Here is an 18,558-nt window from a genome sequence, read left to right on the forward strand (position 1 = left end):
GCTTGGACGAACCCAGCACCGCGGTCACGGCGACCAGGGCGAACAGCATGATGGCCAGGTAGGACGGCGCGCCCAGGGTGACCGCGAACCGCGAGATCGGTGGGGCGAACGCGGCCAGCAGCGCGGTCCCGATCGCCCCGGCCACGAACGAGCCGATCGCCGCGGTGGCCAGGGCCTGGGCGCGCCGTCCTACCTGGCCATCATGCTGTTCGCCCTGGTCGCCGTGACCGCGGTGCTGGGTTCGTCCAAGCTGCGCGGTGCCATCTCGCTGTTTCTCGGTCTGGCGATCGGCGTGGTCGGGATCGACTTCCTGACCGGCCAGCCCCGGGCCACGTTCGGCCTGCCGCAGTTGTCCGACGGCATCGACATCGTGGTGATCGCGGTGGCGATCTTCGCCCTCGGCGAGGCGCTGTGGGTGGCGGCACACCTGCGTCGGCGGCCGGCAGACGTGATCCCGGTGGGTCGGCCGTGGATGAGCCGTCAGGATTTCTCGCGGTCGTGGAAGCCGTGGCTGCGGGGCACCGCCTACGGATTCCCGTTCGGTGCGCTGCCGGCCGGGGGTGCCGAGCTGCCGACGTTCTTGTCCTACATCACCGAGAAGCGGCTCTCGAAGCACCCCGAGGAATTCGGCAAGGGTGCCATCGAAGGGGTGGCCGGCCCGGAGGCGGCCAACAACGCGTCGGCGGCGGGCACCCTGGTGCCGATGCTGTCGCTGGGGCTGCCCACCAACGCCACCGCGGCGGTGATGCTGACCGCGTTCGTGACTTACGGGATTCAGCCCGGGCCAACGCTTTTCGAGAAGGAACCGCTGCTGATCTGGACGTTGATCGCCAGCTTGTTCATCGGTAATTTCCTACTGCTGGTGCTGAACCTGCCATTGGCGCCGCTGTGGGCCAAGCTGCTGCGCACTCCGCGGCCGTACCTGTATGCGGGCATCCTGTTCTTCGCCACGCTCGGCGCGCTCGCGGTCAACGTGCAGCCCCTGGATCTGGCCCTGCTGTTGGTGTTCGGCCTCCTGGGGCTGATGATGCGGCGGTTCGGATTACCGGTGCTGCCGTTGATCATCGGGGTGATCCTGGGGCCGCGTATCGAACGGCAACTGCGCCAGAGCCTGCAACTCGGCGGTGGTGACTGGACCAGCCTGTTCACCGAACCGGTGGCGGTCATCACCTATGTGCTCATGGCGATCCTGCTGTTGATGCCGTTGGTGCTCAGGCTGATGCACCGCAGTGAGGAGACGTTGTTGATCGTCGAGGACGATGCGGATCAGCAGGAGAAGGCGGCCCAAGCGTGACCACCGACGAGCGCTTGCGCGAGGAGAATTCAAACGCACGCTTGCGTGAGGAGTATCGATGATCGTCATCGGCTACACGGCGGATGTCTTCGGCGTGGCCGCCGTCGAGCACGGCATCGCCGAGGCCAGGTTGCGCGGCACCAGCGTGTTGGTGATCAATTCGACGTCGGGTGAGGCGTACGTCGACAGCCGGTTCGCCAGGTCCGGTCAAATCCATGACGTCGAGGAGCGGCTGCGGGAGAGCGGCGTGCCGTTCGAGCTCCGGCAACCGGTAGGGGTCGACGCCGCCACCGAACTGCTCGATGCGATGGATGCCGAGGACGCCGAGCTGTTGGTGATCGGGATCCGCCACCGCAGCCCGGTGGGCAAGCTGCTGCTCGGCAGCGTGTCACAGCAACTGTTGTTGGAGTGCCCGAAGCCCGTGCTGGCGGTCAAGCCAGGCTAGCTGACCTGGGAAAATCGTCCTCACCGCGAGGGGATGCCAGCGGTGAGGATCAGTTTTCGCGGCGATAACCTCGATGGAAAGATCCGACAACACCTTCGCCCCACGCTGTGGGCATGGAAGCGACCCACCGGACTGCATGCTCGTACTGCGGTGTCGGTTGCGGCATCGAGGTCACCACCCGGGTCGACGACGGCCGCACGGTGATCGCCCGGGTCAGCGGCGACAAGCTGCACCCCACCAATTTCGGCCGGCTGTGCACCAAGGGGGCGATGCACGCCGAGATGATGGCCGCCGCCGATGACCGGCTCACGTCGGCGTTGCTGCGGCCCGCCCGTGCCGACGAACTGACCCCGACGCCGGTCGACGACGCCGTGGCCGAGGCGGGGCGCCGGCTGCGGGCCATCATCGACGAGCACGGTCCGGACTCGGTGGCACTGTATGTGTCGGGCCAGATGACGCTGGAGGCACAGTATCTGGCCACCAAACTGGCCAAGGGGTTCTTGCGCACCGTGCACATCGAATCCAATTCGCGGTTGTGCATGGCCAGTGCGGGCACCGGATTCAAGCAGTCGCTCGGCGCCGACGGACCCCCCGGTTCCTACACCGACTTCGACCACGCGGACCTGTTCTTCGTCACCGGTGCGAACATGGCCGACTGTCATCCGATCCTGTTCCTGCGGATGGCCGATCGGCTCAAGGCCGGTGCCAAGCTCATCGTCGTGGATCCGCGTCGCACCGCGACGGCCGACCGCGCCGATCTGTTCCTGCAGATCAAACCGGGGACCGATCTGGCCCTGCTCAATGGACTGCTGCACCTGCTGGTGCACAACGGAGACATCGACGAGCAGTTCATCGCCGACCACACCACCGGCTGGGACGGAATGCCCGAATTCCTGGTCGACTACCCACCGGACCGCGTCGCCGAGATCACCGGCATTCCCGAAGCCGACATCCGTACTGCCGCCACGATGATCGCCGATGCCGGCGAGTGGATGAGCTGCTGGACCATGGGGCTCAACCAGAGCACGCACGGCACCTGGAACACCAACGCGATCTGCAACCTGCATCTGGCCACCGGCGCCATCTGTCGCCCTGGCAGTGGCCCCATGTCGTTGACCGGTCAGCCCAACGCCATGGGCGGACGCGAAATGGGTTATATGGGGCCGGGTCTGCCGGGGCAGCGGTCGGTGCTCGCCGCCGGCGACCGGGCGTTCGTCGAGACCCGCTGGGGCCTCGAACCCGGCACCATCCGCGCCGAGGTGGGCCCGGGAACCGTCGGCATGTTCGAACAGATGGAACGGGGGCACATCAAGGCGTGCTGGATCATCTGCACCAATCCTGTTGCCAGTGTGGCCAACCGGAAGACCGTGATCAATGGTTTGGAGGCCGCGGAGCTGGTCATCGTGCAGGACGCCTATCGGTCCACGGCGACCAATCACTACGCCGACATCCTGCTGCCCGCCGCGTTGTGGGCGGAATCCGAAGGCGTCATGGTCAATTCGGAGCGTAACCTGACCCTGCTGTCCCCGTCGGTCGCCCCGCTGGGCCAGGCCCGGCCGGACTGGCAGCTGATCTGCCAGGTGGCCGCACAGCTGGGCTTCGCCGAGCATTTCGACTACCAGTCGGCCGAAGAGATCTTCGCCGAGATCCGCGGGTTCGCGAACCCGAAGACCGGATACGACCTGCGGGGGGCGGGCTACGAGAGGTTGCGTCAGACCCCGCTGCAGTGGCCGGTTGCTCCGGTCGACGGGCCCGGGGGAGCGGAGGACCGGCACCCGATCCGCTACCTCAACGACGGCGTGAGCCAGGAACTGTTCGTCGACGCCGACGGTCACCGCCCTCGGCTGGCCTTCCCGACGCCGTCGCGGCGGGCCGTGTTTCACGCCCGGCCACACATGGATGCCGCCGAACTGCCCGATGACGATTACCCGATGGTGCTGAACACCGGTCGGCTGCAACATCAATGGCACACGATGACCAAGACCGGCAAGGTGGACAAGCTCAACAAGCTCAACCCGGCGCCGTTCGTCGAAATTCATCCGCTGGACGCGCTGGACCTCGACATCGTCGAGGGCCAGCCGGTCGAGTTGACGTCCCGGCGCGGTCGCGCCGTGTTGCCTGCCGTGCTGAGCGACCGGGTGCGGCCGGGCAACTGCTTTGCGCCGTTTCACTGGAACGACGAACACGGTGAGTACCTGACGGTCAACGCGGTGACCAACGACGCGGTGGATCCGGACTCGTTGCAGCCGGAGTTCAAGGTGTGTGCGGTCAGCCTGCGTCCGGTCCGCTCGATCGACGGTACGCCCGCACTGCATCCACTGGCGGCCGAGATGGGTTTGCACGCGGCGCACAAGCCAACCCTGAGCCAAGACGAAAAGATCTATCTGGCCGGCTTTTTCACCGGCCTGACGGGCGATCCTGCCGGCGTTCCGACGCTCCCGGAGGCAGCGCCGATCAGCGCCAGGGTGCGGCTGTGGGTGGACGGGCTACTGGCGGGACGCTATTCGCGGACCGGCGACGGCCGGCCAGGTGAGCGGTCGGCACCCGAGGGGCCGCTGGTCCTGTGGGCCTCGCAAACCGGTACCGCCGAGGAGTTCGCGGCCGCTCTGGCGGGCCGTATCGACGGGTCGGTGTTGGTCAACATGGACGAACTAGAGCTGGCCGACCTGGCCACCGCGCGCGACATCCTGGTGGTCACCAGTACATTCGGCGACGGCGGCCCACCGGACAACGGGGCCGACTTCTGGAGTCGGCTGCAGGCACCGGATGCCCCGCAGTTGCACGGTCTTCGCTACGCGGTGCTCGGCGTCGGGGACAAGTCCTATGGCAACTTCTGCGGACACGCCAAGTCCCTGGATCAGCGGCTGGCCGATCTGGGTGCCACCAAGTTGCTCGACCGTGCCGACTGCGAGGCCTACGACGACGAACCGATGCGACGGTGGGCCGACGCGGTCACCACAGCGCTCACCGGTGCGGCGCCCGCCCCCACGGTCGTCGGTGGCGGCCTGCGTACGGTGATCCCCACCGAACCGGACGAATTCACCAGGGCCAAGCCGATTCTGGCCTCGCTGGCGCGCAACGAACTGCTGACGACGCCGACCGCGGCCAAGGAGGTGCGCCACTTGGGCTTCGACGTCTCCGATTACGACGTCAGCTATGCGGTCGGCGACTCACTCGGTGTGTACGCCAGCAACGACCCGGCGGTGGTGGACACCTGGTTGGCGGCCACGGCGCTGAATCCCGACTCGGTGATCGAGGTCGACAGCGTCGAGCAATCGCTGCGGGATGCGCTCATCTGCTCCTACGACATCTGCCGTATCACCCCCGACCTGCTGCGGTTCGTCGCCGATTCCTGCACCGACCGGGCCGCCGCCAGACGACTGCGCGGTAGCGGTGAACGGCAACGCAAGTGGCTGCGCAACCGCAACGGCCTGGACGTGGTCACCGAGTTCGCGGTCCGTGCCGAACCGCAACAGTGGCAGGAGGTTCTGGTCCGGCTCACCCCGCGCAACTACTCGATCTCGTCGAGTCCACTGGTCAGTCCGCGTGAGATACAGCTGACGGTGTCAGTGGTGCGCTACCGCGGGGCTGCCGGGATATCCCGGAGCGGGGTGTGTTCCACGTTCATGGCCGACCGGGCCGCCGCCGCACCGGTTTTCCTGCAACGCTCGCCGCATTTCCGTCCTCCCGAGGATGCGGGCACTCCGATGATCATGGTCGGCCCCGGTACCGGCGTCGCCCCGTTCCGGGGATTCCTGCAGGAGCGGCGGGCGTTGGGGCACACCGGCCGCAACTGGCTGTTTTTCGGTGATCAGCACCGCCGCGAGAACTTCTACTATCGCGACGAACTGGAGTCCATGGCCCGCGACGGGTTCCTGAGCCGGTTGGATCTGGCGTTCTCCCGCGATCAGGCCGACCGGGTGTACGTCCAGCACAAGATGCTCGAGGCCGGGGCACAGGTGTGGCGGTGGTTGGCCGACGGCGCACATTTCTACGTCTGCGGCGACGCCGCCCGGATGGCCAAGGACGTCGACGCTGCGCTGAGCACGATCCTGCGTACCCACGGCGGGATGTCCGAGGATGCCGCGCGTGACTACAAGCGGGAACTGATCGCCGACAAGCGGTACGTGCGCGACGTGTATTGAGTTCGTCGCACCGGGGTGATCGCCTGCCGACTACTCCGTGGAGCCGGCCACGCGGCCACGACAGTGTGGCGTCGATCCTCAGGAGTTGGGATTTCCATATCCCAAATTGATGAATTGTGTCCGAGGGGGGACTTGAACCCCCACGCCCGTTAATAGGGCACTAGCACCTCAAGCTAGCGCGTCTGCCATTCCGCCACTCGGACTTGCCAACCTCGCGGGGTTGGGCGCCTAAGGCTATCGGATTGTGTGCCCCAGACCCAAACCGGTGTCCCAGTGGTACGAATGGGACTGTGACTGTCCCCGCCTCCAGCGCCGACGAGGTGGTCGATCTCGTCAGCGCGCTCATCCGATTCGACACCTCCAACACCGGTGATCCGGCCACCACCAAGGGGGAGGCCGAGTGTGCCCACTGGGTGGCTGCCCAGCTGCAGGAGGTCGGTTACGCGACCGAATACGTCGAGGCCGGGGCGCCCGGTCGCGGCAACGTGTTCGCTCGCCTTCCTGGCGCGGACCGCTCGCGCGGCGCGCTGATGATCCATGGCCACCTCGACGTGGTCCCGGCCGAGCCGGCCGACTGGAGCGTGCATCCGTTCTCCGGCGCGGTCAAGGACGGTTATGTCTGGGGCCGCGGCGCGGTCGACATGAAGGACATGGTCGGGATGGCCATCGCGGTGGCCAGGCATTTCAAGCGCTCGGGCATCGTGCCGCCGCGCGACCTGTTGTTCGCGTTCGTCTCCGATGAGGAGCACGGCGGCACCTACGGCGCCAACTGGCTGGTGGACAACCGGCCGGATCTGTTCGAGGGCGTGACCGAGGCGATCGGTGAGGTGGGCGGGTTCTCCTTGACCGTGCCCCGCAAGGACGGCGGCGAGCGTCGGCTCTACCTGATCGAGACCGCCGAGAAGGGTCTGTCCTGGATGCGGCTGACCGCACGGGGACGGGCCGGGCACGGTTCGATGCTGCACGACGACAACGCCGTGACGGCGATCGCCGGTGCGGTGGACCGGTTGGGTCGGCATCAGTTCCCGCTGGTGCTCAATCCGGCCGTGGAGCAGTTCCTCACGGCGGTCGCCGAGGAGACCGGTTACGACTTCGACGTGAACTCGCCGGACCTGGACGGCACCATCGCCAAACTCGGCGGCGTGGCCCGGATCGTGTCGGCCACGCTGCGTGACACCGCCAATCCGACCATGCTCAAGGCCGGCTACAAGGCCAACGTGATCCCGGCGTCAGCCGAAGCGGTGATCGACTGCCGGGTACTGCCGGGCCGCAAGGAGGCGTTCGAGCGTGAGGTCGACGCGCTGATCGGTCCCGATGTCACCCGCAGCTGGGAGCGCGACCTGCCGTCGTACGAGACCACGTTCGACGGTGACCTCGTGGATGCGATGAACGCCGCGATCCTGGCGCTGGACCCCGAGGCCCGCACGGTGCCCTACATGCTCTCGGGTGGGACGGACGCGAAGTCGTTCCAGCGGTTGGGCATTCGTTGCTTTGGGTTCGCACCGCTGCGGCTGCCGCCGGACCTGGACTTCGCCGCGTTGTTCCACGGGGTCGACGAACGGGTACCGGTGGATGCCCTGCAATTCGGGGCGGGCGTTCTGGAACACTTTTTGCGGAACTGCTGACTTGCACGAGCTGGTTATACAAACGGACTACGAGAGGGAACCATGAGCACATCTCCGTACGACAGCCTGCCGAAGCTGCCGACGTTCACCCTGACCTCCGAATCGGTCAGCGACGGGCAGCCGCTGGCCAATGACCAGGTCAGCGGGATCATGGGGGCCGGCGGGTCGGACACCTCGCCGCAGCTGAGCTGGTCCGGCTTCCCGGCCGAGACCAAGAGTTTCGCGGTCACGGTCTACGACCCGGATGCACCGACTGCCTCGGGCTTCTGGCACTGGGCCGTGGCCGACCTGCCGGCCTCGGTGACCGAACTGCCCGCCGGCGCCGGTGATGGCGGCGAGCTGCCCGGTGGCGCGATCACGCTGGCCAACGATGCGAGCCAGAAGCGCTACATCGGTGCGGCCCCGCCGGCCGGTCACGGCCCGCACCGCTACTACATCGCCGTGCACGCACTACCGGTCGAGTCGCTTGAGTTGCCCGACGGCGCCACCCCGGCCTACCTCGGCTTCAACCTGTTCGGCCAGGCCATCGCCCGGGCCGTCATCCACGGCACCTACGAACAGAAGTAGTTTCGTCCACGGAGCAGACGTGAACCCGTACCAAAACCGGTGTTTTGGTACGGGTTCACATCTGCTCGCGGGGGTTGGCGGAGCCCACCGCATCCCTCAGCGAGGCGAATCCGCCGGCATGCAACCGCTCGGCGATGCCGTCGTGAATGTGTTTGGCCCACAGGCCGCCGCCGTAGACGAACCCCGTATAACCCTGTAACAGGCTGGCCCCGGAGACGATGCGCTCCCAGGCATCGTCGGCGGTCTCGATACCACCCACGCTGACCAACACGAGCTTGTCACCCACCCGCCGGTACAACCGGCGCAGCACCTGCAGGGACCGGTGGGCCACCGGACGCCCTGAGATCCCACCGGTACCCAACTCGGCGACGCCGGGGGTGGCCAGCCCGTCCCGCGAGATCGTGGTGTTGGTGGCGACGATTCCGGCCAGGCCCAATTCGACCGCCAGATCCGCGATTTCGTCGATGTCGGCGTCCGAGAGGTCGGGGGCGATCTTGACCAGGACCGGTTTGGTCGTCTCGGCACGCACCGCGGCCAGGATCGGCCGCAGCGATTCCACCGCCTGCAGATCCCGCAGCCCCGGCGTGTTCGGGGAGCTGACGTTGACGACGACATAGGCGGCCGGCCCGCTCACCAGCCGGGTGCTCTCGGCATAGTCGGCGACCGCGTCCTCGGCCGGGGCGACCTTGGTCTTGCCGATGTTCACCCCGATCGGGACGTTGGGGGTGTGGTCGGCCAGTCGCATCGCCAAGGTCGCGGCGCCCTCATTGTTGAACCCCATCCGGTTGAGCAGTGCATGGTCGTCGGGTAGCCGGAACAGCCGGGGTTCGGGGTTACCCGGTTGTGGCTGCGCGGTGACGGTGCCGACCTCGGCGAAACCGAAGCCGAGCGCGCCCCAGGTCTGCAGGCCGCGGCCGTCCTTGTCGAATCCGGCGGCCAGCCCCATCGGGCCGGGGAATCGCACCCCGAACACCGTGCTGGCCAGTGCCGGATCGGCCGGCGCCAGACGTCGCGCCAGGGCGCGCCGCAGGACGACAGGGCCGGTGACCGTCCGCAGTAGGGCGAACACCCACAGATGAATCCGTTCCGGCGGCACCAGGAACAGTGCCCGCCGCAGCATCGCGTAGATCACAGGGACGGCGCCTGGGGTGTGCCGGCCATCGATGACGCGGTTTTCTTGCGCCGCAACAGCACCCGGCGGCTCCCGTCTGTGTAGGCCCGCACGCGGGTCAGTTCCCAACCGCGGTACTCGGCTTCGATGGACAAGCGGATCGAGGCGCTGATCCTGGTGACGTCCGGAGGTAGCCGCAGCGGGATCCAGTCGTATTCCTCGGAGAGGTCCTCGGCGACGACCTTGTCCCATCCGGGGGGCATGCGGCCTTGTTGGATGGTGGTCATCGGCGCCCTGCTGCGTCGCGGATCACCTGGACACCGGCTCCCGAGCCGGACACCACGTACAGGGTGCCGGTCTTGTCGTCGTAGGCCAGGGAGTTCGGTTGCTGCACGGTTCGATGACGCACCTTTTCCACGGGTATGCCGGTGGAGAGATCGTAACCAATCACGGTGTTGGCCGCGGTCTGCGACACCCAGGCCAACTCGGCCGACCCGGCCAGGCCGTACGGGGCGGCGGGGACCGGGTAGCGCTGCCGCATGATCAACGGGTCGGTGCCGAACACCAGCAGTTCGTCGCCGCGGGTGTCGGCGACGAGGACCCGGCCGCGCGTATCGGCGGCGATCGTGGTGGCGCCCTCGCCAGCCCGCAGCGCCTGCGCGGCCTTGGTGCCGCTGGGATCGACGGCTGTCACCGAGGTCTGTCCGCGGTCCAGCACCACTGCGGTGTTGCCTTGGGTGACAAGCGAATCCACACGGGCGAAGATCTTGAGCCGGGTGCTCACGGTGTGATCGTCGGCCAGCGTGTACACGGCGCCGTCCGCGCTGCCCAGCACCGGTTTGCCGTCGGCGCGCAACGCGATCGCGGTGAACTCGACGTCCTGGCTGCCCTCCACCAGGATTTTGTCGGCCTTCGCGGTGCCGGTGTCGATGCGGAAATAGCCGCCGCGGGTGGCGGCCAGGATGTCCCCGTGGCCGTCGACGCTCATCGCGGTGGCCGCCGGTGTCAGCGTCACGTTCCGGGTGGGCCGGTTGCCGGTCAGCAGGCTCAGCGTCGACTGCCCGTCGGGTCCGGGGGAGAGCACGGCCAGGGTGGCTGTTGCCGGATCGAACACCGCGCTCTCGGCCCGCCCGGCCAGCGGTGTGATCTCACCATCCGGGGTGACGGTCACCGGCGGCGATTCCGCGGCCTGGGCCGGTTCGATGGTGGGTGGTGGGGCATCGGCGGGATTGGACGTGCACCCCGCGGTGAGCAACAGGGCCAACGCGACCAGTCCGGTGCGGACGGGCTGACCTGCAAAGATTGGGCGCAACGGTGGGCTCTCGATCGGATGTGAATGGTCGGTGACGGGCAGGAATCCAGTTTAGGCATGGCGGTTGGCCAGAAATGGTCGCGTCTTCAACCATCGCGCCATAAGTCGAGGTATGGTTCGACCATGACCCTCGCCGCAGACCGGGAACTGGAAAGCCGAGAGTTTGCTATGGAGGACATTTCCACTGGTGTACACGCCAGCGGGTTTGGCCAGGTTGGCGATGGCCGGAGTTTTTCCTTCCATATCGAGCGTCAGCAGCTGATGGTCGAGATCTACCGCCCCCGGCTGTCGGGTCCGGTTCCCGTGGAGGACGACGTGGTGGCCGTGGCGTCCCGCAAACTGACCGATATCGACCTGTCTGACGAACGCAGCTTGTCGGCAACGGTGCGCGATGCGGTGGCCGGCGCACAGCCGGTCTCACGCGCTACTCGCTGAACGCGTCCGCTGCGGTCGTCACGGTACGGTCGTCGGCGTGACTGACGTCGGAGCCATGTCCTGGCTGCAAGTGGTGGTGTTGTCGATTGTCCAGGGGCTCACCGAGTTTCTGCCGGTCTCCTCATCAGGGCACCTCGCGATCACCTCTCGTGTCTTCTTCGCCGACGACGCCGGCGCCTCCTTTACAGCGGTCACCCAGCTGGGCACCGAACTCGCGGTCCTGGTTTATTTCGCCAAGGACATCGGCCGCATCATCAAGGCGTGGTTCAACGGATTGTTCGTCGCGGCGCACCGCTCGGCCGATTACTGGCTCGGCTGGTGGGTTATCATCGGCACCATCCCGATCGGGGTGTTCGGTCTGTTGTTCAAGGACGAAATCCGTAGCGGCGCACGCAATCTGTGGCTCGTGGCCTCGGCATTGATCGTGTTCTCCGCGGTGATCGCCGCGGCCGAGTATTACGGCAGGCAGACGCGCCGGGTCGAGCAGTTGAGCTGGCGCGACAGCATCGTGGTCGGCCTGTCCCAGTGTCTGGCGCTGGTGCCGGGCGTATCGCGCTCTGGTGCGACCATCAGCGCCGGGCTCTTCCTGGGCATGGAACGCGAACTCGCCGCCCGGTTCGGATTCCTGTTGGCGATCCCGGCGGTCTTCGCCTCGGGTCTGTTCTCCCTGCCTGATGCGTTTCATCCGGTCGGCGAGGGAATGAGCGCCACCGGTGCTCAGTTGTTGGTGTCCACGGTGATCGCGTTCGTCGTCGGTTTCGCCGCGATCGCCTGGTTCCTGAAATTCCTGGTGTCCCACAGCATGTACTGGTTTGTCGGGTACCGCGTCGTGCTCGGCGTGGTGGTGCTGGCGCTGCTGGGTACCGGGGTGGTGGCGGCGCAATGATCGAGAGGAGCTGAAATGACGGTGATCTTGCTGCGCCACGGTCGTTCGACGTCGAACACCGCGCACACGCTGGCCGGCCGCAGCGACGGTGTCGACCTCGATGAACGGGGCGCCGAGCAGGCCGTCGGACTGGCCGCCCGCATCGGGGAGCTGCCGGTGGCCGCGATCGTGCGTTCTCCGTTGTTGCGCTGTGAGCGCACGGTGGCCCCGCTGGCCGAGGCGCTGGGGCTGGAGCCGGCGGTCGATGAGCGGCTCACCGAGGTCGATTACGGCAGCTGGACCGGGCGCGCGATCGGCGAGTTGGTCAAGGAACCGTTGTGGGCGGTCGTGCAGCAGCAGCCCAGTGCCGCGGTGTTCCCCGACGGAGAGGGGCTGGCCCAGGTGCAGGCCCGCGCGGTCGCTGCAGTGCGGGAACGTGACCGTGCGCTGGCCGAGCAGCACGGCGCCGACGTGCTGTGGGTGGCCTGCACACACGGCGACGTGATCAAGGCGGTGCTGGCCGACGCCCTCGGGGTGCATTTGGACGGGTTTCAGCGCATCACCGCCGACCCGGCGTCGATGAGCGTGATCCGCTACACCGATCTGCGGCCCTTCGTGATGCACATCAACCACACGGGTGCGCAGTTGAGCGCCGGCCTGGCCGCCAAACCCGTCACCGACGCCGTGGTCGGTGGGTCCACCAACTGACCCGGCGTTGCCCTACCGGTATTTTGGAAGGTGCCATGGCCCGCGCAATTCACGTATTCCGTACTCCCGACCGTTTCGTGGCCGGGACTGTCGGCCAACCCGGCAACCGGACTTTTTATCTGCAGGCGGTCCACGACAAGCGGGTGATCTCGGTGGTCCTGGAGAAGCAGCAGGTCGCCGTCCTCGCCGAGCGAATCGCCGCCCTGCTGACCGAGATCAACCGCCGGTTCGGCACGCCGATCCCGCCGGACACCGGTGAGGTGAGCGACCTGTTGCCCCTGGTCACTCCGGTCGATGCCGAGTTCCGGGTGGGCACCATGGGGCTGGGCTGGGACTCGGAGGCCCAGACGGTCGTGGTGGAGCTCCTCGCGGTGTCCGAAGGTGAGTTCGACGCGTCGGTGGTGCTCGACGATGCCGAGGACGGGCCGGACGCGGTGCGGGTGTTCCTCAGCCCGGAATCGGCCCGCGAATTCGCCACCCGGTCCAACCGGGTGATCTCGGCGGGACGTCCGCCCTGCCCGCTGTGTGACGAACCTCTGGACCCGGACGGCCACATCTGTGTGCGTACCAACGGCTATCGGCGTGGTGAGATCACCGGGTCCGACGATGACGCCGACAGCTGAGCGCGGGCCCGCCCAACCCGATGACGAGGTGCTGGCCGAGGGCGAACTGACAGTGCTCGGCCGGATCCGCTCGGCCAGCAATGCCACCTTCCTGTGCGAGGCCAACTTTCGTGACCGGCAGGTGCACTGCGTGTACAAGCCGATTCGCGGCGAGGCGCCGCTGTGGGATTTTCCCGACGGCACATTGGCCGGCCGCGAGGTTGGTGCCTGTCTGGTGTCGGCCGCTTTGGGTTGGAACCTGGTGCCGCGCACCATTGTTCGTGACGGCCCGGCTGGGTCCGGGATGGTGCAGCGGTGGGTGGATCAGCCCGGCGACGAGGTGGGCGACGAGCCGGCTGCCGGACCCGATCTGGTGGACCTGCTCCCGGCCGGCCACCTTCCGCCGGGTTTCTTGCCGATCCTGCAGGCCTACGACTACGCCGGCGACGAGGTGACCCTGGTGCACGCCGACGATCCCCGGCTGTTCCGGCTGGCGGTGTTCGACGTGTTGATCAACAACGCCGACCGCAAGGGCGGGCACGTCCTGACCGGGGTCGACGGCGCGGTCTACGGCGTCGACCACGGCGTGAGCCTGCATGTCGAGGACAAGCTGCGAACGGTGCTGTGGGGATGGGCCGGCAAACCGGTCGATGACGAAACGCTGGCCGATGTCGCGGCGCTGCGCGACGGCTTCGCTGAGCTGGCCGAACAGCTGCGTCCTCATGTCACCGCAGCCGAGATCGCCGCGCTGCGCTCGAGAATCGTTGGCTTGCTGGATGATCCGGTGATGCCGTCGCCGGATCGGCACCGGCCGATCCCGTGGCCGGCGTTCTAACGGACGCGCCTGAACCCCTCGAACGGATTCCACGATTGGCTGCCGCGCACCACGTGCAGGTAGTAGGCGTAGTTGGCGGTCGACATCGCCATCGTGGCGATTCCCAGGCCGATGGCACGGGCGAGGCTGTCACCGACCCCGATGGCCGTGAACACCACCGCGACCGCCACCGTCACCCCCAGCAGCGTCAAACCCTTGCGCCACATGCCTTTGACGAAGAAGTAGAGCGGCCCGAACAGGAACGCCAGGATGTTGGAGGTGAGCCGCAGCTTGGCCATGAAGCTGAGGTTGCGGTAGGCGGCCTTGGCCTCCGGGCTCGCACTGGGCAGCCCGTAGGTGCTGAAGAAATCGAACTTCCAGCGCCACGAGTCGGACAGGTTGTCGACAGGCGTCTGCTCGGTCATGGCCTGACCCTAATGGCACAGCCGGCCCCGCCGGCACACCAGTTCGGCGCGGCACCGATACTTGGTGGGTGCACTCGACCGACGCCGACCTGGCTGCTGCCGTGGCCAAGGAAGCCGGTGAGCTGTTGTTGGCCGTGCGCGAGGAGGTCGGTTTCTACGACCCGTACTACCTCGGCGACGAGGGGGACCGGCGATCCAACGCCCTGATCCTGGAGCGGTTGGCCCAGGCCCGGCCGGGGGATTCGGTGCTCAGCGAGGAGGCGGTCGACGATCTGTCGCGGGTCGACGCCGATCGGGTCTGGATCGTCGACCCCGTCGACGGCACGCACGAATTCTCGTTGCCCGGCCGGGAGGACTGGGCCGTGCACATCGCGCTGTGGCAGCGCTCGGTCGGCGCCGACGGCGGCCTGTCGGATGCGGTGGTGGCCCTGCCGGCGCGCGGCGAGGTGTACCGCAGCGACGCGGTCACCCCACCGGGTCCGCGTCGTCCGGGACCGTTGTTGATCACTGCGAGCTCGAACCGGCCGCCGGCAGTGCTGTGGCGGATGCGCGAACAGCTCGACTTCCGGATGGTGCGCATCGGTTCGGCCGGGGCCAAGGCGATGGCCGTGGTCCGCGGTGACGTCGATGCCTATATCCACGCCGGCGGGCAGTGGGAGTGGGATTCGGCCGCCCCGGCGGGTGTGGTGCTGGCCGCGGGTCTGCACGCCTCCCGGTTGGACGGCTCGGAACTGCGGTACAACCGCGCCGATCCGTATCTGCCGGACTTCGTCATGTGCCGCCGGGAACTGGCGCCCGTCCTGTTGGAGGCGATCGGGGCGGCCTCCCGATGAGCGCAGCGGGAATGGATCCGTCCCTGCGGTTGTCTGTCTACCTGAACTGTGCGGGACCGACCGGCGGGAGGCCGTCCTGAGCGAGCACCTTAGAGTCGAAGCCATGCAATCGTGGGCGGCACCGTCAATTCCGGTGCTGGATGGGAGTGGTCCGCAACTACGGCTGTATGACAGCGCCGACCGGCAGATCCGCCCGGTCACCCCGGGCCCGACGGCCACGATGTACGTGTGTGGCATCACGCCGTACGACGCGACCCACCTGGGCCACGCCGCGACGTATCTGACCTTCGATCTGGTCCACCGGCTGTGGCTGGATGCCGGGCACACCGTGCATTACGTGCAGAACGTCACCGACGTGGACGACCCGCTGTTCGAACGCGCCGCACGTGACGGCATCGACTGGCGTGACCTCGGTGACAGCGAGACCCAGCTGTTCCGCGAGGACATGGCCGCCCTGCGGGTGGTGCCCCCGCAGGACTATGTGGCCGCGACCGAGACGATCACCGAGGTGATCGAGTTGGTCGAGAAGATGCTGGCCTCGGGTGCGGCGTATGTCGTCGAGGACCCCAACGAGCCTGGGTATCCCGACATCTACTACCGCGCCGACGCCACCGTGCAGTTCGGGTACGAGTCGGGCTACGACCGCGACACCATGCTGCGGTTGTTCGGCGAGCGCGGCGGCGATCCCGACCGGGCAGGGAAGAGTGACGAGTTGGACGCCCTGCTGTGGCGCGCCGAGCGCCCCGGCGAACCGAGCTGGCCTTCGCCGTTCGGTGCCGGCCGGCCGGGTTGGCATGTCGAGTGTTCGGCGATCGCGCTGACCCGCATCGGTTCCGGCCTGGACATCCAGGGTGGCGGCAGCGATCTGATCTTCCCGCATCACGAGTTCTCCGCGGCCCACGCCGAATCGGTCACGGGGGAGCGGCGTTTCGCCCGCCACTACGTGCACGCCGGCATGATCGGCTGGGACGGGCACAAGATGAGCAAGAGCCGGGGGAACCTGGTGCTGGTGTCGCGGCTGCGCGAGCAGGGTGTGGAGCCGTCGGCCATTCGGTTGGGCTTGTTCGCCGGGCACTACCGCAGCGACCGCTTCTGGAGCGATGCGGTGCTCGAGGAGGCCACCGCCCGGCTGGCGCAGTGGCGCAGGGCCGTTGCGCTGCCCGCCGGACCGGACGCCACCGATGTGGTGGCCCGGGTGCGCCGGTATCTGGCCGATGATCTGGACACTCCGAAAGCGCTTGCTGCACTTGATGGTTGGTGTACCGACGCGCTGGCATACGGCGGGCATGACACCACGTCGCCGCAAACGGTGGCCGACACCGTGGATGCTCTGCTGGGGGTTGTGCTCTAGCACCTCGTCGGCCGCGTCCCCGTGCGGTACGTTGCGGCCATGGGTTCTGTGCATGGAAAAGTCGTATTCATCACCGGCGGTGCCCGGGGCATCGGTGCCGAGGTGGCCCGCCGGTTGCGGCGCCGGGGCGCCAAGCTGGTGCTCACCGATCTGGACGAGGCACCGCTGAGCGCACTGGCCGCCGAACTCGGTGAGGAACATGTGCTCACCGCGCTTGCCGATGTGCGTGACCTGGCCGCCATGCAGAAGGCCGCGGATGCCGCTGTCGAACGCTTCGGCGGCATCGACGTCGTGATGGCCAACGCCGGCATCGCCAGCTTCGGCTCGGTCATGCAGGTGGATCCCGAGGCGTTCAAGCGGGTCGTCGACATCAATGTGACGGGGGTGTTCAACACGGTCCGGGCCACGCTTCCGGCGGTCATCCAACGCCGCGGCTATGTACTCGTGGTGTCCTCGCTCGCCGCGTTCACCTCGGCGCCCGGGCTGGCCGCCTACCACGCCTCCAAAGCCGGCGCCGAGTACTTCGCCAACACCCTGCGGCTTGAGGTGGCCCACCTCGGTGTCGACGTCGGCTCGGCGCACATGAGCTGGATCGACACCCCCCTGGTACAAGACGCCAAGTCCGACCTTTCGGCGTTCCAGGAGATGCTGTCCAAGCTGCCGCCGCCGCTGAACCGGACCACCACCGTGGACGCCTGCGGCGCCGCCTTCGTCAAGGGCATCGAGGGGCGCAAGAAGCGCATCTACAGCCCGGAGTGGGTGGGGGTGTTCCGCTGGATCCGGCCGGTGGTGTCGACGCCGCTGGCCGAACGCGACATCCGCAAGTTCACGCCCACACTGCTACCCAAACTGGACGCCGAGGCGGCTGCCCTCGGCCGCTCGACCAGCGCCCGCATCGAAGCACTGGAGAAGCCCGAGGATTAATCGAGTGGCCGGTTGTGACACGCAGGCCAGCGGAGGCTACCGACCGCGACGCCGCAGGTAGCGCTCGAACTCCGCAGCCAACGCATCACCGTCGATCTTGCCGAGCGCCTCGTTCATGTCCACCTCGGCGTCACCACGCTGCTCCAACGACGCGACGTACTCGGCGATCTCGTCGTCCTCGGCCGTCATCTCGGAGACGGCCTGTTCCCACTCCTCGGCGGCGGCGGGCAGATCGGCCAGCGGCACCTCGATGTCGAGCACGTCTTCGACGCGGCGCAGCAGGGCGACGGTGGCTTTCGGGCTGGGCGGTTGGGACACGTAATGCGGAACCGCCGCCCAGAACGTCACCGCTGGGATGCCGGCCTGTACACAGGCGTCCTGGAACACCCCGGCGATCCCGGTCGGACCTTCGTAGCGGGTTTCTTCCAGCCCGAACACCTTCGCCGAATCCGACGAGTACGCCGAGCCCGACACCGGCACCGGCCGGGTGTGGGGCGTATCGGCCAGCAGCGCGCCCAGGATCACCACGGTCTGCACATTCAGCTTGTCGGCGATGGCCAACAACTCCGCGCAGAAGGTGCGCCAGCGCATGTTGGGCTCCACCCCGTGCATCAACACCACGTCGCGGTTGCTGCCCGGAGGACGGCAGTGCGAGACCCGCATCGACGGCCACACCAGCTCGCGGGTGACGCCGTCGACCTGGCGGATCACCGGTCGGTTCACCTGGTAGTCGTAATACGACTCGTCGTCGATCTCGACGATGGGTTGGGCCTCCCAGATCGCATCCAGGTGGTCCAGCGCGTCACTGGCCGCGTCGCCGGCGTCGTTCCAGCCCTCGAAAGCCGCCACGATGGTGGCGTCTTTCAGTTCGGGCAGGTTGATCGGCCGGCCGGCGTTCGGATACGACGGTGTCACACCTTCAGCGTAAGCCTTCCGATGGTGCCGATGAGCGCGTTGCGTGCGCGGGTCGTCGCGGGGTCCAACAGCGTGTTCGATAGACGGACTACCCTGTTGATGTGACTGCCGCTGACACATTCGGCTACGACATCGACCTGGGCATCCAGCTGCAGGCCGCCCGCCGGCCACGCGCCGTCGAGATGAA

At 67.5% G+C, this 18,558-nt stretch carries 18 protein-coding genes, 1 tRNA gene and 1 pseudogene; 13 read left to right on the forward strand and 7 right to left on the reverse strand.

Annotated features, from left to right (window positions below):
• Positions 1-145: hypothetical protein (locus A5740_RS28600; protein ID WP_371454811.1), on the reverse strand; the 145-nt coding region annotated here is incomplete at its 3' end.
• A gap of 30 nt (positions 146-175) precedes the next feature.
• On the opposite strand from A5740_RS28600, the pseudogene A5740_RS28605 reads away from it, so the two are divergent.
• The 3 genes and pseudogenes from A5740_RS28605 to A5740_RS24655 form a co-directional block, all read left to right on the forward strand.
• Positions 176-1,294, forward strand: a pseudogene (locus A5740_RS28605) (tripartite tricarboxylate transporter permease); the annotation flags it as partial.
• A gap of 58 nt (positions 1,295-1,352) precedes the next feature.
• The gene (locus A5740_RS24650; protein ID WP_076198484.1) at positions 1,353-1,739 is read left to right on the forward strand and encodes a universal stress protein; all 387 of its coding nucleotides are present in this window, start codon (positions 1,353-1,355) and stop codon (positions 1,737-1,739) included.
• 113 nt (positions 1,740-1,852) lie between these two features.
• Entirely contained in the window at positions 1,853-5,884 is a 4,032-nt protein-coding gene (locus A5740_RS24655; protein ID WP_076198487.1) for a bifunctional nitrate reductase/sulfite reductase flavoprotein subunit alpha, read from the forward strand.
• A gap of 117 nt (positions 5,885-6,001) precedes the next feature.
• On the opposite strand, the gene A5740_RS24660 is transcribed toward A5740_RS24655, so the two are convergent.
• Positions 6,002-6,087: transfer RNA gene (locus A5740_RS24660), tRNA-Leu, on the reverse strand.
• Between the two features lie 87 nt (positions 6,088-6,174).
• On the opposite strand from A5740_RS24660, the gene A5740_RS24665 reads away from it, so the two are divergent.
• Both A5740_RS24665 and A5740_RS24670 read left to right on the forward strand, forming a co-directional pair.
• Entirely contained in the window at positions 6,175-7,509 is a 1,335-nt protein-coding gene (locus A5740_RS24665) for a M20/M25/M40 family metallo-hydrolase (RefSeq protein ID WP_076198488.1), read from the forward strand.
• Positions 7,510-7,551: 42 nt separating this feature from the next.
• On the forward strand, positions 7,552-8,076 hold the full coding sequence (locus tag A5740_RS24670; RefSeq protein ID WP_076198489.1) for a YbhB/YbcL family Raf kinase inhibitor-like protein: 525 nt from the start codon (positions 7,552-7,554) through the stop codon (positions 8,074-8,076).
• Positions 8,077-8,131: 55 nt separating this feature from the next.
• Here A5740_RS24670 and A5740_RS24675 read toward each other — a convergent pair whose 3' ends face one another.
• From A5740_RS24675 to A5740_RS24685, 3 genes are read right to left on the reverse strand one after another with little or no spacing between them, the layout of a single operon-like run.
• Positions 8,132-9,196 (reverse strand): quinone-dependent dihydroorotate dehydrogenase, encoded by a 1,065-nt coding sequence (locus A5740_RS24675; RefSeq protein WP_076198819.1) that lies wholly within the window; start codon positions 9,194-9,196, stop codon positions 8,132-8,134.
• Positions 9,197-9,204: 8 nt separating this feature from the next.
• Positions 9,205-9,474, reverse strand: coding sequence for a DUF5703 family protein (locus A5740_RS24680; RefSeq protein WP_067770565.1), 270 nt, complete (start codon positions 9,472-9,474; stop codon positions 9,205-9,207).
• Positions 9,471-10,499, reverse strand: a complete 1,029-nt coding sequence (locus A5740_RS24685; RefSeq protein WP_217696712.1) for a YncE family protein — start codon at positions 10,497-10,499, stop codon at positions 9,471-9,473. Before A5740_RS24685 ends, A5740_RS24680 begins: the two co-directional genes overlap by 4 nt.
• Positions 10,500-10,622: 123 nt before the next feature.
• Here A5740_RS24685 and A5740_RS24690 point away from each other — a divergent pair, with 123 nt between their 5' ends.
• From A5740_RS24690 to A5740_RS24710, 5 genes are read left to right on the forward strand one after another with little or no spacing between them, the layout of a single operon-like run.
• Complete coding sequence (locus tag A5740_RS24690; RefSeq protein WP_076198490.1) at positions 10,623-10,934, forward strand: hypothetical protein; 312 nt, start codon at positions 10,623-10,625, stop codon at positions 10,932-10,934.
• A 55-nt stretch (positions 10,935-10,989) separates the two neighbouring features.
• On the forward strand, positions 10,990-11,820 hold the full coding sequence (locus A5740_RS24695) for an undecaprenyl-diphosphate phosphatase (RefSeq protein WP_076198491.1): 831 nt from the start codon (positions 10,990-10,992) through the stop codon (positions 11,818-11,820).
• Positions 11,821-11,835: 15 nt separating this feature from the next.
• Entirely contained in the window at positions 11,836-12,507 is a 672-nt protein-coding gene (locus tag A5740_RS24700) for a histidine phosphatase family protein (RefSeq protein WP_076198492.1), read from the forward strand.
• 35 nt (positions 12,508-12,542) lie between these two features.
• Positions 12,543-13,130, forward strand: coding sequence for a DUF3090 domain-containing protein (locus A5740_RS24705; protein WP_076198493.1), 588 nt, complete (start codon positions 12,543-12,545; stop codon positions 13,128-13,130).
• Positions 13,114-13,944, forward strand: a complete 831-nt coding sequence (locus A5740_RS24710; RefSeq protein WP_076198494.1) for an SCO1664 family protein — start codon at positions 13,114-13,116, stop codon at positions 13,942-13,944. The genes A5740_RS24705 and A5740_RS24710 overlap by 17 nt, the downstream gene beginning before the upstream one ends.
• Here the strand turns inward: A5740_RS24710 and A5740_RS24715 are convergent.
• Entirely contained in the window at positions 13,941-14,348 is a 408-nt protein-coding gene (locus A5740_RS24715) for a DUF2628 domain-containing protein (protein ID WP_076198495.1), read from the reverse strand. The genes A5740_RS24710 and A5740_RS24715 overlap by 4 nt on opposite strands.
• 68 nt (positions 14,349-14,416) lie before the next feature.
• Between A5740_RS24715 and A5740_RS24720 the strand changes: the two genes are divergently transcribed.
• The 3 genes from A5740_RS24720 to A5740_RS24730 all read left to right on the forward strand — a co-directional run bounded on the left by A5740_RS24720 (position 14,417) and on the right by A5740_RS24730 (position 17,456).
• A complete protein-coding gene (locus A5740_RS24720) occupies positions 14,417-15,181 on the forward strand; it encodes a 3'(2'),5'-bisphosphate nucleotidase CysQ (protein WP_076198496.1) in 765 nt (254 codons plus the stop codon).
• 103 nt (positions 15,182-15,284) lie between these two features.
• Complete coding sequence (gene mshC, locus A5740_RS24725) at positions 15,285-16,532, forward strand: cysteine--1-D-myo-inosityl 2-amino-2-deoxy-alpha-D-glucopyranoside ligase (protein WP_076198497.1); 1,248 nt, start codon at positions 15,285-15,287, stop codon at positions 16,530-16,532.
• A gap of 39 nt (positions 16,533-16,571) precedes the next feature.
• Complete coding sequence (locus A5740_RS24730) at positions 16,572-17,456, forward strand: SDR family oxidoreductase (RefSeq protein WP_076198498.1); 885 nt, start codon at positions 16,572-16,574, stop codon at positions 17,454-17,456.
• Positions 17,457-17,492: 36 nt separating this feature from the next.
• On the opposite strand, the gene A5740_RS24735 is transcribed toward A5740_RS24730, so the two are convergent.
• A complete protein-coding gene (locus A5740_RS24735; protein WP_076198500.1) occupies positions 17,493-18,371 on the reverse strand; it encodes a PAC2 family protein in 879 nt (292 codons plus the stop codon).
• Positions 18,372-18,558 lie beyond the last annotated feature (187 nt).

Origin of the sequence: Mycobacterium sp. GA-1841, from assembly GCF_001954135.1 — a bacterium.
Classification (GTDB): Bacteria; Actinomycetota; Actinomycetes; order Mycobacteriales; family Mycobacteriaceae; genus Mycobacterium.

Coding starts and splice junctions, on each gene's coding strand:
- mshC (WP_076198497.1), top strand. CDS start 15,285: ATGCAATCGTGGGCGGCACCGTCAATTCCGGTGCTGGATGGGAGTGGT.
- A5740_RS24705 (WP_076198493.1), top strand. CDS start 12,543: ATGGCCCGCGCAATTCACGTATTCCGTACTCCCGACCGTTTCGTGGCC.
- A5740_RS24670 (WP_076198489.1), top strand. CDS start 7,552: ATGAGCACATCTCCGTACGACAGCCTGCCGAAGCTGCCGACGTTCACC.
- A5740_RS24700 (WP_076198492.1), top strand. CDS start 11,836: ATGACGGTGATCTTGCTGCGCCACGGTCGTTCGACGTCGAACACCGCG.
- A5740_RS24710 (WP_076198494.1), top strand. CDS start 13,114: ATGACGCCGACAGCTGAGCGCGGGCCCGCCCAACCCGATGACGAGGTG.
- A5740_RS24730 (WP_076198498.1), top strand. CDS start 16,572: ATGGGTTCTGTGCATGGAAAAGTCGTATTCATCACCGGCGGTGCCCGG.
- A5740_RS24695 (WP_076198491.1), top strand. CDS start 10,990: ATGTCCTGGCTGCAAGTGGTGGTGTTGTCGATTGTCCAGGGGCTCACC.
- A5740_RS24715 (WP_076198495.1), bottom strand. CDS start 14,348: ATGACCGAGCAGACGCCTGTCGACAACCTGTCCGACTCGTGGCGCTGG.
- A5740_RS24675 (WP_076198819.1), bottom strand. CDS start 9,196: ATGCTGCGGCGGGCACTGTTCCTGGTGCCGCCGGAACGGATTCATCTG.
- A5740_RS24690 (WP_076198490.1), top strand. CDS start 10,623: ATGACCCTCGCCGCAGACCGGGAACTGGAAAGCCGAGAGTTTGCTATG.
- A5740_RS24655 (WP_076198487.1), top strand. CDS start 1,853: ATGGAAGCGACCCACCGGACTGCATGCTCGTACTGCGGTGTCGGTTGC.
- A5740_RS24680 (WP_067770565.1), bottom strand. CDS start 9,474: ATGACCACCATCCAACAAGGCCGCATGCCCCCCGGATGGGACAAGGTC.
- A5740_RS24650 (WP_076198484.1), top strand. CDS start 1,353: ATGATCGTCATCGGCTACACGGCGGATGTCTTCGGCGTGGCCGCCGTC.